Source organism: Ruminococcus sp. XPD3002 (genome assembly GCA_900119535.1).
GTDB lineage: Bacteria > Bacillota > Clostridia > Oscillospirales > Ruminococcaceae > Ruminococcus > Ruminococcus flavefaciens_H.
The window spans coordinates 198,033-212,429 of sequence record FPJT01000006.1; the positions used below are offsets into that span (position 1 = coordinate 198,033).

At 43.9% G+C, this 14,397-nt stretch carries 14 protein-coding genes and 1 riboswitch; of the genes, 8 read left to right on the plus strand and 6 right to left on the minus strand.

Translation table 11 applies throughout. The features are described 5' to 3' along the window. Positions 1–147: 147 nt before the first annotated feature. A riboswitch (Lysine riboswitch) is annotated at positions 148–319 on the plus strand. Positions 320–414: 95 nt separating this feature from the next. The 4 genes from asd (at position 415) to BT127_RS07475 (ending at position 4,295) form a co-directional block, all read left to right on the plus strand. Next, positions 415–1,494: an aspartate-semialdehyde dehydrogenase gene (asd, locus tag BT127_RS07460; RefSeq protein WP_075424396.1), complete on the plus strand. Its 1,080-nt coding sequence runs from the start codon at positions 415–417 to the stop codon at positions 1,492–1,494. A 32-nt stretch (positions 1,495–1,526) separates the two neighbouring features. Next, complete coding sequence (gene dapA / locus BT127_RS07465) at positions 1,527–2,417, plus strand: 4-hydroxy-tetrahydrodipicolinate synthase (protein WP_075424397.1); 891 nt, start codon at positions 1,527–1,529, stop codon at positions 2,415–2,417. A gap of 54 nt (positions 2,418–2,471) precedes the next feature. Continuing rightward, positions 2,472–3,227, plus strand: a complete 756-nt coding sequence (dapB, locus tag BT127_RS07470) for a 4-hydroxy-tetrahydrodipicolinate reductase (RefSeq protein WP_075424398.1) — start codon at positions 2,472–2,474, stop codon at positions 3,225–3,227. Between the two features lie 78 nt (positions 3,228–3,305). Further along, a complete protein-coding gene (locus tag BT127_RS07475; protein WP_075424399.1) occupies positions 3,306–4,295 on the plus strand; it encodes a diaminopimelate dehydrogenase in 990 nt (329 codons plus the stop codon). Positions 4,296–4,532: 237 nt separating this feature from the next. Here BT127_RS07475 and BT127_RS07480 read toward each other — a convergent pair whose 3' ends face one another. Together BT127_RS07480 and BT127_RS07485 are read right to left on the minus strand one after the other, a co-directional pair. Next, positions 4,533–5,264, minus strand: a complete 732-nt coding sequence (locus BT127_RS07480; RefSeq protein ID WP_075424400.1) for a helix-turn-helix domain-containing protein — start codon at positions 5,262–5,264, stop codon at positions 4,533–4,535. 160 nt (positions 5,265–5,424) lie between these two features. Beyond that, entirely contained in the window at positions 5,425–6,357 is a 933-nt protein-coding gene (locus BT127_RS07485; RefSeq protein ID WP_075424401.1) for a cohesin domain-containing protein, read from the minus strand. A 313-nt stretch (positions 6,358–6,670) separates the two neighbouring features. Here BT127_RS07485 and BT127_RS07490 point away from each other — a divergent pair, with 313 nt between their 5' ends. From BT127_RS07490 to BT127_RS07500, 3 genes are read left to right on the plus strand one after another with little or no spacing between them, the layout of a single operon-like run. Further along, entirely contained in the window at positions 6,671–7,177 is a 507-nt protein-coding gene (locus BT127_RS07490; RefSeq protein ID WP_075424402.1) for an HD domain-containing protein, read from the plus strand. A 22-nt stretch (positions 7,178–7,199) separates the two neighbouring features. Next, the gene (locus BT127_RS07495) at positions 7,200–8,465 is read left to right on the plus strand and encodes an O-acetylhomoserine aminocarboxypropyltransferase/cysteine synthase family protein (protein WP_075424403.1); all 1,266 of its coding nucleotides are present in this window, start codon (positions 7,200–7,202) and stop codon (positions 8,463–8,465) included. Between the two features lie 4 nt (positions 8,466–8,469). After that, positions 8,470–9,000 carry a flavodoxin domain-containing protein gene (locus tag BT127_RS07500; RefSeq protein WP_075424404.1) on the plus strand — a complete coding sequence of 177 codons (531 nt, stop codon included), beginning with the start codon at positions 8,470–8,472 and terminating at the stop codon, positions 8,998–9,000. 105 nt (positions 9,001–9,105) lie between these two features. Here the strand turns inward: BT127_RS07500 and BT127_RS07505 are convergent, their stop codons facing one another. The 3 genes from BT127_RS07505 to BT127_RS07515 all read right to left on the minus strand — a co-directional run bounded on the left by BT127_RS07505 (position 9,106) and on the right by BT127_RS07515 (position 13,201). Beyond that, positions 9,106–10,227, minus strand: a complete 1,122-nt coding sequence (locus BT127_RS07505; RefSeq protein WP_075424405.1) for a leucine-rich repeat protein — start codon at positions 10,225–10,227, stop codon at positions 9,106–9,108. A gap of 297 nt (positions 10,228–10,524) precedes the next feature. Beyond that, a complete protein-coding gene (locus BT127_RS07510) occupies positions 10,525–12,741 on the minus strand; it encodes a hypothetical protein (RefSeq protein WP_075424406.1) in 2,217 nt (738 codons plus the stop codon). Next, a complete protein-coding gene (locus BT127_RS07515) occupies positions 12,710–13,201 on the minus strand; it encodes an RNA polymerase sigma factor (RefSeq protein ID WP_075424407.1) in 492 nt (163 codons plus the stop codon). The genes BT127_RS07510 and BT127_RS07515 overlap by 32 nt, the downstream gene beginning before the upstream one ends. 254 nt (positions 13,202–13,455) lie before the next feature. On the opposite strand from BT127_RS07515, the gene BT127_RS07520 reads away from it, so the two are divergent. Continuing rightward, entirely contained in the window at positions 13,456–14,148 is a 693-nt protein-coding gene (locus BT127_RS07520) for a BspA family leucine-rich repeat surface protein (RefSeq protein ID WP_075424408.1), read from the plus strand. A gap of 7 nt (positions 14,149–14,155) precedes the next feature. Here BT127_RS07520 and BT127_RS07525 read toward each other — a convergent pair. Then, a partial coding sequence (locus BT127_RS07525) for an IS3 family transposase (protein ID WP_318257200.1) occupies positions 14,156–14,397 on the minus strand: 242 nt, incomplete at its 5' end.

Consider the following 14,397-nt stretch of genomic DNA (forward strand, 5'->3'; position numbering starts at 1 on the left):
TGTGACAGCAGATCGGGAATAAAGTCCAAGTGACCGATTTTGCTTCCCGATGTGCCAAAAATATTTGGATAAACCACCGAAATTATTTTTGTTTGTAAAAAAATTCAGAAACGTATTGACATAGCCGAAATAAAGTGTTATTATTATAAACAAGGTAGAGGTGCAGTTAAGATGAGTACTTCGGTTTCGGATCGCCAGTCCCATGAAGCCGCAGGAAAGGTGAAACTGCCGAAGGACAGGATGCGGCATACCCTGTTCTGGTCACTTATCGAACAGGTATTTGACTGTCATCATGTTATGATGGAGTGCTATCGGCATAATTACGATGTCAACATTTCTATTATAACTCATGATGAGCCGGTTTGCAACCGGTTTTCTTATTTTTTGTGAAAATTTTTTTGGAGGAGATAATTTATGAAACAGTATAATGTAGGTATCATAGGCGCTACGGGTATGGTCGGACAGCGCTTTGCTACACTTCTTGAAAACCACCCATGGTTCAATGTAAAGGTTCTTGCAGCTTCACCAAGAAGCGCAGGTCAGACATATGAGCAGGCAGCAGGCAGCCGCTGGAAGATGGCTGTACCAATGCCCGCAGCTATGAAGGATATGGTCCTTATGGACGCTACAGGAGATATCGAGAAGATAGCTTCTATGGTCGACTTCTGCTTCTGTGCAGTTGACATGAAGAAGGACGAGATAAAGGCTCTTGAAGAGGCTTACGCTAAGGCAGAGTGTCCTATCGTTTCAAACAACTCAGCTCACAGATTCACACCTGATGTTCCTATGGTCGTTCCGGAAATAAACCCTGAGCACATTGAAATAATCAAGGCACAGAGAGAGCGTCTCGGTACAAAGAGAGGCTTCATCGCTGTCAAGTCAAACTGCTCCATCCAGAGCTATGTTCCTGCACTTCACCCACTGAGAAAGTTCGGACTCAAGAACGTTCTCGCTTGTACTTACCAGGCTATCTCAGGCGCAGGAAAGAACTTCGAGACATGGCCTGAAATGGTCGATAACCTCATCCCATACATCGGCGGCGAGGAGGAGAAATCCGAGCAGGAGCCTCTGAAGGTCTGGGGCGAGATCAAGGGCAACGAGATCGTAAAGGCAACAACTCCTAACATCACAACACAGTGTCTCCGTGTTCCCGTTTCAGACGGACATACAGCTGCTGTTTTCGTAACATTCGAGAATAAGCCTTCCAAGGAAGAAATACTTGACCTCTGGAAGAATTTCAAGGGCGTTCCTCAGGAACTCGAGCTTCCAAGCGCTCCTAAGCAGTTCATCCACTACTTTGAGGAAAATGACCGTCCGCAGGCTAAGCTGGACAGAAATATCGAAGGCGGTATGGCTGTTTCAACAGGCCGGCTCAGAGAGGATACACAGTACGATTACAAGTTCGTATGCCTTTCACACAACACTCTCAGAGGTGCAGCAGGCGGCGGCGTTCTCCTTGCTGAACTCCTTGCAGCAAAGGGCTACTTTGATTAATGCATTATTAATTAAACGAAAGGATTGAGTGTATGAAGAATACTATTTTTACAGGTGCTGCTATAGCTATCATAACTCCTATGAACGCTGACGGTTCCATTAATTATGATAAGCTCGGCGAACTCATCGACGATCAGATAGAAAACGGCACCGATGCTATAGTTATATGCGGTACTACAGGCGAAGCTTCAACTATGACCGATGAGGAGCACCGCGACTGCATCAAGTATGCTGTTGAAAAGACCGCAGGTAGAGTTCCTGTTATCGCAGGTACAGGAAGCAACGATACAAAGTACGCTATCGAGCTTTCAAAGGAAGCTGAGTCTCTCGGTGCAGACGCACTTCTCCTCGTTACTCCTTACTACAACAAGACAACTCAGAAGGGCCTTATCATGCACTTCACTGCTATCGCTGATGCTGTCAATATCCCGATAATCCTCTATAACATTCCCGGCAGAACAGGCGTTAACATGGAAGTTTCAACTGTAAAGGAACTTGCTAAGCATAAGAATATCGCTGCTATCAAGGAAGCAAGCGGAAATATAAGCTACGCTGCAAAGCTCATCGCTGCATGCGGCGACAACATTGACGTTTACAGCGGCAACGATGATATGATCGTGCCTATTATGTCACTCGGCGGAAAGGGCGTTATTTCAGTTCTTTCACACGTTATCCCAAAGGAAACTCACATGATGGCTCAGTACTGCCTCGACAATAATTTTGCAGAGGCTACCAAGCTCCAGATCGAGTACCTTGACCTTATCAACGATCTCTTCATCGAGGTCAATCCTATTCCTGTAAAGGAAGCTATGAACATGATCGGCTTCGCTGCTGGTCCATGCCGTATGCCTCTCTGCGAGATGACTGACGAGCACAAGGCTGCTCTCAGAGCTTGTCTCGAAAAGCACGGTCTTATAAAGTGATAATAACTGCTCCCTGCCCAAAAACAGGGAGCATATAACTAAGGATGTGATAATATGACTAATATAGCAATATGCGGTGCAAACGGCAAAATGGGCAAGAATATCTACGCATGCATCAAGGAGCGTGAGGACTGCACTACCGTTGCAGGTATCGACGTTTATACCGAGCAGTATGCAGACTTCCCTATCGTTGATTCAGTGGACAAGCTTCCCGTAAAGCCCGATGTCATCATCGATTTCTCTAACCCTGCTTCACTGGATTCTCTGCTTGATTACTGCCTTTCTACTGGCACTCCCCTCGTTATCGGCTCTACAGGCTACAGCGACGAACAGAGAGCCCAGATAAAGAAAGCTTCCGAGCAGATCCCGATATTCTTTACATTCAATATGTCCCTTGGTATCAACCTCCTTGTGAATCTCGCAAAGAAGGCTGCTTCAATTCTTGGTGACAGATTCGATATAGAGATAGTTGAAAAGCACCACAACCAGAAGATAGACGCTCCAAGCGGTACAGCTATCATGCTTGCAGAGGCTATCAATGAAACTCTCGACAACTCAAAGCACTATGTTTACGACAGACATTCACGCCGTCAGAAGCGTGAGAAGTCCGAGATAGGTATGCATGCTATCCGCGGAGGTACTATCGTTGGTGAACACGATATCATTTTCGCAGGCAATGACGAAGTCATAACTCTCTCCCACAGCGCTGCTTCAAAAATGGTATTTGCCGAAGGTTCGGTAAAAGCTGCTGTATATCTGAAGGATCAGCCTGCAGGTCTTTACGACATGCAGATGCTTCTTGGTGAATGATCCATTTTTTCTAACGTTCAATGCTTTACTGTCAATGGCGACAGCGAAGTAAATATATTTACAAAGGAGTTTTTCCCTATGAGAAAAATCAGAATCGGAATCGCAGGATATGGTAATCTTGGCAAAGGTGTAGAGCTTGCGATAAGACAGAACGACGACATGGAACTGGCAGGAATCTTTACCCGCCGCGATCCTTCAACACTTAAGCCTCTTACAGCAGGTGCTCCTGTGTTCAGCATGGATCAGGTACAGGACAAGCAGAATGATATCGACGTAATGATAATATGCGGAGGAAGCGCTACAGACCTTCCTAAGCAGACTCCCGAACTGGCTAAGTACTTCAATGTTATAGACAGCTTCGATACACACGCTCGTATCCCCGAGCACTTCGCAAATGTTGACAAGGCTGCAAAAGAAAGCGGTCATCTCGCATTCATCTCACTGGGATGGGATCCAGGTCTCTTCTCACTTAACAGACTTTATGCAGAGTCCATCCTTCCAAACGGCAAGAGCTATACATTCTGGGGCAAGGGCGTAAGCCAGGGACACTCAGATGCTATTCGCCGCGTTAAGGGCGTTAAGAGAGGCATCCAGTACACTGTTCCGATAGAGGCAGCTATGGACGCTGTAAGAAGCGGCAGCCAGCCTGAGCTTACTACACGTCAGAAGCACCTCCGTGAGTGCTGGGTAGTTCCGGAGGAAGGTGCTGACCTCGCTAAGATCGAGAATGACATCAAGACAATGAAGAACTACTTCGATGAGTACGATACAACTGTAAACTTCATCACAGAAGAGGAGTTCGATGCTAAGCATAACAAGATGCCTCACGGCGGTTTCGTAATGAGAAGCGGTCTTACAGGTGACGGCGAAAAGACTCATCAGATGATAGAATACTCACTCAAGCTTGAGTCTAACCCTGAGTTCACAGCAAGCGTTCTTATCTGCTTTGCAAGAGCACTTGCAAGACTTAAGGAAGAGGGCGCTACAGGCTGCAAGACAGCATTTGATATTGCTCCTGCATACCTTTCAAAGCTTTCAGGTGAAGAGCTCAGAGCTTCAATGCTTTGATAAATATTCAGAAATAGCACACGGGGACGCCTTGCGGAAAGGTGTCCCTTATTTTTGTATGTATCTATTCTTCAGCATTTTATTCAGGATAAGATAACAGAAGCAGCCTTCAAAAATAGAAGACTGCTTCGTTGTAGGAAAAAAGTGGTTTATTTCGGACTATGTCCGATATATTAATCATATCATAAGTATATTACTCAGTCAAGGCATGATTTTGTCCGAATATGTCGATTTATGTCAGTTTTGGTCGTAAGCGTATGGATTATAGTTATAGAGTCCGTTGTTCAGGTCGTCAAGCATATCCTCATACTCCTCCTGAGTAAGCTCACGGGATACGGTTTTCTCTATAGCAGGCGCTTCATCAGGGATAATTTCACGGACAGTCTCATTCTGTCGGTTTTCTCTTATCCTGTCGCACATCGAACCTATCACCTTGCCGATATTGAAATCAATGATATCACTCTGCCTTGCTGTGACCGCTTCGTCACCTTCGCCGTACTCTATAACTCTGTCATCATCATTGATCTTAGTACGTATCAGCTCCATAAGACGCCCGAATTCAGGATCGGTTATCATATCGGAAAGCACATCTGCCGCCTGATCGTCCTCCATAGCTGAAAGAGTTCTTACGGCATCCTCTGTAAGGTCGGTCTCACTGCATGCCGCTATCATTTTATTGTCAAGCGGTCTTACCTTAGTGCGGCCCAGAAGATAGTCCACAGATACGTCATAATAGTCCGCAAGTCTTAAAACTGCGTCCATATCAGGCTGGAATCGTCCGTTGAGCCAGTTTCCGAATGTCTGACGGGTTATATTAAGAGCCGCAGCAGTCTTTTCCTGACTGGTACTTCCTGACTTGAACAACTCTCTAAGTCTGTAAGCAAAAACCGAATTAAAACGTTCATCCGAAGCTATCTCTTTTTTCTTTCTGCCTCTTTTCATTCCGTTTGTGCCGCTCTGTAAGCTCATAGCCGATTCTCCTTTCCGAAATCGTAATTAACTGCTTTTGAACATATTATAGCAAATTTATGTTTCAAAGTCAACAGGAATATCAAATTAATTTTGCACAGATAATAAAACAAAAAGATCCGCCAACAGTTTCCCGTCAGCGGATCGTAGCAATACTTGTTTACTTTACAGCGCCTTCGCCACCGAATTCAGCGTCGCTTGCGATCTTTTCAAACTCACCTGATGGAGCACAGTCTACAACTTCAAGAGCATTTCCGTCATAGTAGAACCATACGCAGAATGCTGCAAGTCCCGGGTTATTGGCTATATTGATGTGATATGTTATCTCATCGCCCTGCTTAGCTGCAGTCTTGTCGCCGTAGAACACCAGTCCTGACTGATCTGAAACATCTGCTGCTTCGATAGAACCGTTATTAACTCTGATAACACCGTCAACAAGTGCATCAGGTTTCAGAGATACTGCCTTGATATTTGAAAGGTCTGTAGTTAAAGAGATTGGATAATCTCCGTCGGGAGCATCGTCCTTGACCTTGAATGTGACCTCGATGAAATCTCCGTTGAAGAAGAAGTCCTCGTCCTTTGAGATATCGAGCCACATTGCGTATCTTCCGTCTCTTTTTGCGGTATATGTACTCTCAGGCTTTGTATCAGGTTTAGATGATGAACCGCCCGAAACTACCTGTGTTACCCTTACGACCTCTGTTGCAGGCTGTCCTGCTGCATCTGTAGCCTTTTCACCTTTTGCATTTGTAGCTTCTACGACCTGTGTTACAGGCTCGCCCTTTGCATCGGTAACTTCCTGAATTTTAGTAGTATCTTCCTTTGCGTCTGTAGCGCCCTCAGCAGGCTTTGTAGGATCTGCTGCTTCGACATCTACATCCGGATCAGCAGCTGCCTGTGCGAGAACATTCTCGTCAGCTGCACCGAACTCGAAAGGTACCTGAAGGATAGGAGCCTCGGTAGGACCTGTTGAAGTAATCTCTGATGAAGATGAGCTTGAAGTTTTTGTTCCTGCTGAACATCCTGCTATACTTGTCATAGCCACACAGAGAAGAGCTGTGGCTGCAATTATTCTTTTAGTTTTGTTTTTCATATCTGATTTCCTTTCATTATCGTTGATCAGCGATATACGACAGTGCCTTCCGCATATCACATATTTCTGCGGTGTATATGCTTCTTTTATTATACACTCATAGACCACTTTTGTCAAGCATACAAACAAAATGTCACCATTTGTTATAAAAGAAGTCATTCTCCCGTCATAAGTTTTTCACAGAATCATCACATAGCTTCAATTAAAAAAATTTATGTGATATTAAACACATACTATTGATTTATTCAGCGATTTAGTGTATAATATATCTGACGGGTTTCTTCCCGAATAAATAACGTAAAGGGGCTGTGAAATGCTTAAAGCTATATGCTCCCGTAAAGAGCTGAGATCGACCAGCTATTACAGCTGCGTTGATGACATCATCGGCTGCAGAGAACTGGACAGGCTTAAGGATATAACTCACCATATTTCCACAACGCGCTTCCAGCACTGCGTGAACGTTTCTTATTACAGCTATATCATATGCAGAAAGTTAAGGCTCGACGCCCGTTCTGCCGCAAGAGCAGGACTTCTCCATGACCTGTTCTACTATAACAGGAAGGAGTATAACTCCACAAGAGAGAAAAAGCAGCCTTCACACAGCAGCATGCACTCTCAGATCGCTCTCGAGAACGCTATGCTGATAACCGATATCAATCCCGTTGAAAAGGACATGATCGAAAAGCATATGTGGCCTGTAACTCGTCCAAAGCCGAAATACAAAGAGACATACATCATCACTATAGTCGATAAATACTGCGCTGTTATGGAATTCTGTGTACCAAAACTTCAGAATGTAGTGAATTCCGTAAAGCGTTGATATATACAGGAGGTAAAAACCAATGAATATTGAAACCAAATGCCTGCATGCAGGCTACACACCAAAGAACACCGAACCAAGAGTAGTGCCTATCGTTCAGAGTACAACTTATGTTTACGACTCTACCGACGATATCGCTGCAGTTTTCGATGATCCTACCAAGAGCCTTATTTACTCAAGATTTGAAAACCCTACAGTTATGGCTGTTGAAGAGAAGATAGCTGCCCTCGAAGGCGGTATCGGCGCTATGTGTACTTCAAGCGGTCAGGCTGCTTCACTTCTCTCGCTCCTTAACATCTTACAGGCAGGCGACAGCTTTATCTCTGCTGCTACTATCTACGGCGGTACTATCAACCTCTTCGCTTACACTATGAAGAAGCTCGGAATCGAGTGTATATTCGTTGACGCCGATGCTTCAGAGGATGAGATAAGAGCTGCTTTCAAGCCTAACACAAAGGCTGTATTCGGCGAAACTCTCGCAAACCCTGCACTTACTGTTTTCGATATTGAAAAGTTCGCTAAGATAGCTCACGAAAATAATGTTCCGCTTATCATAGACAACACCTTCCCTACCCCGATCCTCTGCCGTCCTTTCGAGTTCGGTGCTGATATCATCGTTCACTCTACAACAAAGTACATGGACGGTCACGCAGTTCAGGGCGGCGGTGTTATCATCGATTCAGGCAACTTCGACTGGACTAACGGCAAGTTCCCTGAGTTCACAGAGCCTGATGAGAGCTACCACGGTACTATCTACACTAAGGCTTACGGCAAGGCTGCTTACATAGTAAAGGCAAGAATGCAGCTCATGCGTGACTTCGGCTGCTATCCTTCAGCTCAGTCCGCTTTCTACCTCAACCTCGGCCTTGAAACTCTCGCTGTACGTATGAAGCAGTACTGTGAAAACGCTATGACTGTTGCTCAGTTCCTTGAAAGCAATGACAAGGTTGAGTCAGTAAATTACCCCGGACTTCCAAGCAGCAAGTACCATGCACTGGCTGAGAAGTATCTCCCACAGGGTACAAGCGGCGTTATTTCATTTGTTATCAAGGGCGGAAGAAGTACAGCAGTTAAGTTCATGGATTCACTGAAGCTCGCTTCAAACGAAGTTCATGTTGCTGATATCCGTACATGCGTACTCCACCCTGCAAGCGCAACTCACCGTCAGCTCACTGATGAACAGCTCGTTGCAGCAGGAATCAACGGCGGTCTTATCCGTCTTTCAGTAGGTCTTGAGAACGTAAATGATATCCTCGATGACCTGAAGTCTGCTTTCGCAGCTATATAACGCTATGAATCTGCTTATTGTATACGCCTCGCAGACAGGCTTCACGAAAAAATACGCCGACTGGCTCGCAGAAAAAACAGGCGGCGAAACTATGGATATAAAGGACGCAGAAGCTAAGGACGACAAGTTCTTTGCAGACTATGATGCCATTGTTTTCGGCGGCTGGGCTAATGCAGGAAAGATAGTAAAGTCCGCATGGTTCACAAGCAGGATAGACGGCTGGAAAGGCAAGAAACTCGCTATTTACTGCGTTGGTGCAAGTCCGAATGACGGTCCGCACGTTGACGATATGCTCAACAAAGTCCTGACCGCAGATCAGCAGAAGTACGCTAAAGTGTTTTACTGTCAGGGCGGACTGGACTACGATAAGATGTCCTTTGGCTCACGCCTTGCTATGAAAGCATTTGCGGCAATTCTCAAAAAGAAAAAGACCGATGATCCCGCAGAAAAGCTTATGGCGGAAATGGTAGGAAAAAGCTACGATATCTCCGATCCTAAGTATCTCGATCCTATCATTTCATACCTTGAAGCATAGGATAAAATTGGTAAATCATATTCACAGCCTTCCTTATAAGAGGGCTGTGTTTTTTTACGCCGGATGACAAAAACAGCCGCATCAAGCGGCTGTTCTGTAATTTATTTATGATGTAAGACCTTTTCTCATCAATACGAGATCGTATACATCAAGCTTGCCGTCCTCAGTGAAGTCTCCTGCCTTCCAGTTCTTAAGCTCTGCAGAAGGATCTGTAAGGAGCCACTTGCTGAGAAGTACAAGGTCGGAAGTATTGAAGTCGCCGTCGGAATTAACGTCGCCCTTTACATCCTCAACAGGAGGAACAAAACTCTCATCAAATGTATATGTGGCATTTTTAAGGAACTCATCCTCATCGTTCTTGTCGACCTTGTCCCAATCAGCCTTGCTTCCGTATACAGTTATAGCTGCACGGCTTGAGATATCTGAGAATGCGTATCCGTCAATAGAAGTAAGCTGTCCCGAGAGTTTGAGATCACTGAGCTTATCGCAGTATGCAAAAGCCATACTGCCGATCTCTGTACAGTATCTTAAATCTGCCGACTTAAGATTAGAACAGCTGAAGAAAGTACTGTCAGCGATCTTCTTTACACCTGAAGGTAATACAACAGAAGTAATATTTTCATTTTTTGAGAATGCACCGCCTGAAACGTACTTTACATCAGAAGGTATAACAACATCACCCTTTGCGCCGTAACCGTCGATAAGGTTTCCGCTGATTATTACGAGGTCGCTTTTCTGACGCTGTGCCTCGAGCCATGGAGTCTCTTCAAATACGCCTGAACCCATTTCTATCAGCTTATCCGGCAGATTCACCTCAGAAAGTGATGTACAGGTCTCGAATGCTTGAAAATCTATGTATTCAACGCTATCAGGAATCGTAACCGATTTAAGATCCGTACTTATAGCAAACGCATACATACCGATAGTCTTTACTGAATCAGGTATCGTTACACTTGTAAGCGAACTGCCGTTGAAAGCATAAGCTCCGATAGCTGTGACCGGAAGCCCATCTATTGAAGAAGGAATCTCTATTGATGTTGCGGTATAATCGCTTCCTGTTATCTCAACGTGGTCGTCGTACTTTTCATAAGTAAGACTGCCCGAGGTCTCAGCATATGCATTGAGCGAAGCTGACGGGATCACATTTCCTGATACGGAAAGCGGTACTGCTGAAACAAGTGCAGCAGCTGCAATAAGCGATGCAGCCTTTAATAATTTTGTTTTCATAACTAACCCCTCCTGTTATTATGATAGTTTTTTCGTCCGAATTTCATCGGACATTTCAGCAATTGAAGATGAAGCGCAAATTCACGTTTCATAGTTTTATTATACCACATATTGCATTTACAGTCAACAAAAATATAAATAATATCTAAAATAGAACCGCTGTGTTAAATATTCTTCACGCAAGTGAAAAATATTTATCCGGAAATAGTCATTGATCGTTTAACATCTAAAGATAAAGCCTTATCCCCGTTAAAAGGGATAAGGCTTTTATATGTGAATTTACGGTTATGTAAACTGTCAGTCAATGCTTCTGTAAGCATCGCGCTTCTGTATCTCCAGTGCATCCATAGGAGTTACGCCGTCTCCTGTGTTGTAGACATCTGCATTGAAAATACCTGTGTTTGAGAGCTGATACTTGCCTGAGTTGGCATTGTTCTGGAGGATAAGCAGTGCATCGGCAAGACCTGTTTCGCCGTCGCAGTTAGAGTCACCTGAGCGCTCGATATCGAGATTCGCAAGAATAGCTGTATTCTGTTCATAATTCTCGCTTTCAAGGAGCTGCTCAATAGTATCATTATCAATATCTTTATTGCTGTTCATTAAGATATAAGCAAGAGAAACAGAGTAATCGTACATATCTCCGCAGATGCCGTTATTGTTCATATCGAATTCAGAAGTGATCCTATTCCATTCGTCTGGAGTAAGTATCGTATTATCACTTCCGGGATATTCAGTTTGTTCGAGGAACGGGAAGAAGGAAAAATAACCGTTATAGTCGTGATCATCAAGTATACCGTCACTGTTTATATCCGGTTCGGACGCTTTACCATTTTCAACTGCATTACAGTAGTAATTGAATGCAGCCACAAACTCTTTGTCATTGAATAACCATGGATTATATTCCTGCTCACCTATACTGAACCATTTGCTGTACGCATTGAGCTTCTCAACAAATTCCTCGCTGTAAGGAGCGCCGCTTATGATACCCTCGTAATAAGAAGCGTCCGTATATTCAGGAAGTAAAGCATTATCACTGAGGCAGCCGTTCAGCAGAACGTTCATATCGATAAATACACTGGTTGTTATGATTTGTGAATCCTTGTGCCCCTTATCGCCGAACGGACAATAGCTGTAATTCTTCCATCCGTACCTGAAGAAGAATTCTCTGCACTTATTGAACTGTTCCTCAGTAAGACCGAGATTTTCATCAAACGGGATATCCTCTCTGTCTGTGATCTTAAGTCCGTAAAAATCTAAATTGTAGAACTTGTAGTATCTGGCATACTGATCGAAGATGTGGTAGATATAGGCATCTGCTATAGTGAAAGAGCCGTCGCCGTCGAGGTCGAGATCGATGTTTTCGTCAGCTGTTATGTCTTCAAGTAATGAAGCACTATTCGGAGCGCTGTTTATATATGTCAGCAGATAATGGGCAAAATGTGAAGCGATAGGTTCGATAGTAAGATGTTTGGGGATATTATCAACATCAAAGACCTGCGGAGCGATATTGTCCATATAGTATGAAGGATCAAGGTACTCTTTCTTCATATCATTTGTTCTTACGAAATAATCCATGAACAGATCCGAAACATCGTACCCTTCAACAGGCGGAGTATATACTGCTGAAAGATCCTTTTTAAACTTAATCGCACCACTATGGCACTGACTGTTCATGATTATATCTTCGTAGTTATAGTAAGTGAAAAGTGCATAGCAGTCAACAATATCGAAAACGCCGTCATCGTTTATATCCTTGTCGAATGTAGGTGCATCAAATGCGTTGAGTGCTTCGATATGGAATTCGTAAGTATTGGAGTATTCTTCGTTATAGCCGAATGTCTTCATTCCGTGGAAGTATTCTTCGGAAACGGCATGTGCATCGGGTACTGAAACTGCACCTATCGAAATAGCTGCAAGAAAAGCGGTCAGTTTTTTCATAATAAAACTCCTTTCGTATTCATCGGAAGATAATGAAACGTTGGTTGTCGTAACAGTTGCGGTTTCATTTGGATAGTTTTCGGAAGGTATCTGTGTAACAGCAGGTTCTTCGGCGTATGCAGGTGTATCAGCAGTGATATCGTTTTTGTACTGAGCCGATACTGTTCCTGCGGTGACTGTCGGAGCTTTTTTCGCCTGCGTTACTGCACCTGCTGAAACAACAGCAGTCGTTATACTTTCATCCTTTTTGTTTTTACTTCTTTCTGTGCGTGACGCAGTAGTTGCTGCCGAAGCAGTATCTGTTGAAGTCATGATCGTATCAGCTTCAGTCGGAACAGGCAGAGTAGGATCTGTAACCGTATATTTTTCTCCGCTTATATCGTTTTTTGAACTGTTGCTGATATTATATCCTATACCCACTGCGAAAACACAGCATGCAGCTGCTGCAATTGCTTTACCATAGAATGGTATCACACGTCTTTTGGGTTCTTCAATGCTCCTGAAGAATTCTTCTTTTCGTTTTGCTTTTGGTTCTGTAAAACTTTCAGCGATAGCTTTTCTGAAGTTGCGGTCCATAGTCTGCCTCCTCTCCGACAATATTCTTTCTAAGCGAATCAAGGATCTTCCTTATGCGTCTTGCCATTGTTGCCCGTGATACACCATAAAGACTGCATAGCACCTTCACGGGAACTTCATTTACATACCTTAAAAGAATGATCTCACAATCCTCTGAAGGAAGGGTTTTCATTGCAGATGCAAGCATGGTGTTTGTGAGTATCTCTTCTTCCTGATCTCTGCTGTCGGGAATGTCATCCGTCAGCTCCGCCGTTTGTTTTCTGCGGAAATAGTCTGTACAAAGATTGCCGGCTATGGTGTACAGTAGACGGAGATCAATGCCTTTGCTGCGGTAATTAGGTCTTTCAAGGAATCGAAGGAAGGTCTCTTGTGTCAGATCTTCAGCAATATCGGCATTATGTACCCTGTAGAAGCAGAATCTTAGTATTTTATCGTATTGTTCTTTTAGTTTATCTGCCACGTTATTCCCCCCTTCACTATGTTTAACGAACCGGAACAGAAAATGTCTCAAACAAAATTGTAAACAGTTTGTGAACAAATTCTGTTCCTACGTAATCTTCTATATGAAGTTTATCATATGCGGCGGCATATGTCAATGTTTGCAATTTCGCCGTACACCGCTCAATACTTGCATTTTTTGCCAATATGTGGTATAATAGTCGCAGCGTGTCTTATGTCTGACACACATGTATAAAGGATAAAGGAGAAAGAATAATGAATAAGATCTATGCAATGCTCGCATCTGTTTCCTTACTGCTCTCACTCAGTACGGGACAGCTGACACCTTCTTCACAGTTTACAGTATCTGCCGCTGATGCCGTAAGTACAGAAGCTTCGGCAGGAACAGTCACATTCGACGAAACAAGCGGTACACTTACCCTTTCGGGTAATGTAGTTCTTACGGACGTAACTGCATATGCAAAGAATACCGCCGTAAAAAAGGTCGTTGCTGCACAGGGAACAGTTCTTCCTGAAAGCTGCCGCCAGATGTTTCAGAACTTTACCGAAGTCGAATCAATAGACCTCTCAAAAGCCGATACCTCCGGTGTAACCAATATGTCTCAGATGTTTGAAAGCTGTAAAAAACTCACCGATCTGAATATCGACGGCTTTGACACCTCCAATGTCACATCTATGTCTGCTATGTTCTATGGATGTGAATCATTGACTTCACTTGATGTAACAGGTTTTGATACCTCAAACGTAATTTTATTTTCCTCGATGTTCGGCAGATGTTATGCTCTTGAAACACTTGATCTTTCAAGCTTTGATACTTCAAATGCTACATCTCTGGCAAATATGTTTATAAATGCTGAATCATTGACCTCTGTCGATCTTTCACACTTTGATACCTCAATGGAATTGTCAAGAAATGTGCAGTCAGAGAATACCCAAAATCTTGGATAGGCAGGAGTCAGGCGGCGTGATGAGCCATCCCAGTTGAAGTTCTTAGTGCCACAGGTGGGAGACCGCCTTCGTTGAAGCTGTTGATCCTTTGTGTGTTGTAGTAGCCGAAGATATAACGGAAGATAACGGTTTTGACTTCTTCACGCTTCATTCGGTATGTAGGTATCTGATACAGTTTTTCTTTTTTCAGCGTGGCAAAGAAGCTCTCCATACGAGCGTTGTCATAGCAGTGAGCAGTACCGCTGAGGC

Bases quoted from the DNA above. Each gene is read 5' to 3' on its own strand.
- BT127_RS07510 (WP_075424406.1), bottom strand. From the start codon at position 12,741: ATGGACCGCAACTTCAGAAAAGCTATCGCTGAAAGTTTTACAGAACCA.
- BT127_RS07520 (WP_075424408.1), top strand. From the start codon at position 13,456: ATGAATAAGATCTATGCAATGCTCGCATCTGTTTCCTTACTGCTCTCA.
- BT127_RS07490 (WP_075424402.1), top strand. From the start codon at position 6,671: ATGCTTAAAGCTATATGCTCCCGTAAAGAGCTGAGATCGACCAGCTAT.
- BT127_RS07495 (WP_075424403.1), top strand. From the start codon at position 7,200: ATGAATATTGAAACCAAATGCCTGCATGCAGGCTACACACCAAAGAAC.
- BT127_RS07485 (WP_075424401.1), bottom strand. From the start codon at position 6,357: ATGAAAAACAAAACTAAAAGAATAATTGCAGCCACAGCTCTTCTCTGT.
- BT127_RS07475 (WP_075424399.1), top strand. From the start codon at position 3,306: ATGAGAAAAATCAGAATCGGAATCGCAGGATATGGTAATCTTGGCAAA.
- asd (WP_075424396.1), top strand. From the start codon at position 415: ATGAAACAGTATAATGTAGGTATCATAGGCGCTACGGGTATGGTCGGA.
- BT127_RS07480 (WP_075424400.1), bottom strand. From the start codon at position 5,264: ATGAGCTTACAGAGCGGCACAAACGGAATGAAAAGAGGCAGAAAGAAA.
- BT127_RS07500 (WP_075424404.1), top strand. From the start codon at position 8,470: ATGAATCTGCTTATTGTATACGCCTCGCAGACAGGCTTCACGAAAAAA.
- BT127_RS07505 (WP_075424405.1), bottom strand. From the start codon at position 10,227: ATGAAAACAAAATTATTAAAGGCTGCATCGCTTATTGCAGCTGCTGCA.
- dapA (WP_075424397.1), top strand. From the start codon at position 1,527: ATGAAGAATACTATTTTTACAGGTGCTGCTATAGCTATCATAACTCCT.
- dapB (WP_075424398.1), top strand. From the start codon at position 2,472: ATGACTAATATAGCAATATGCGGTGCAAACGGCAAAATGGGCAAGAAT.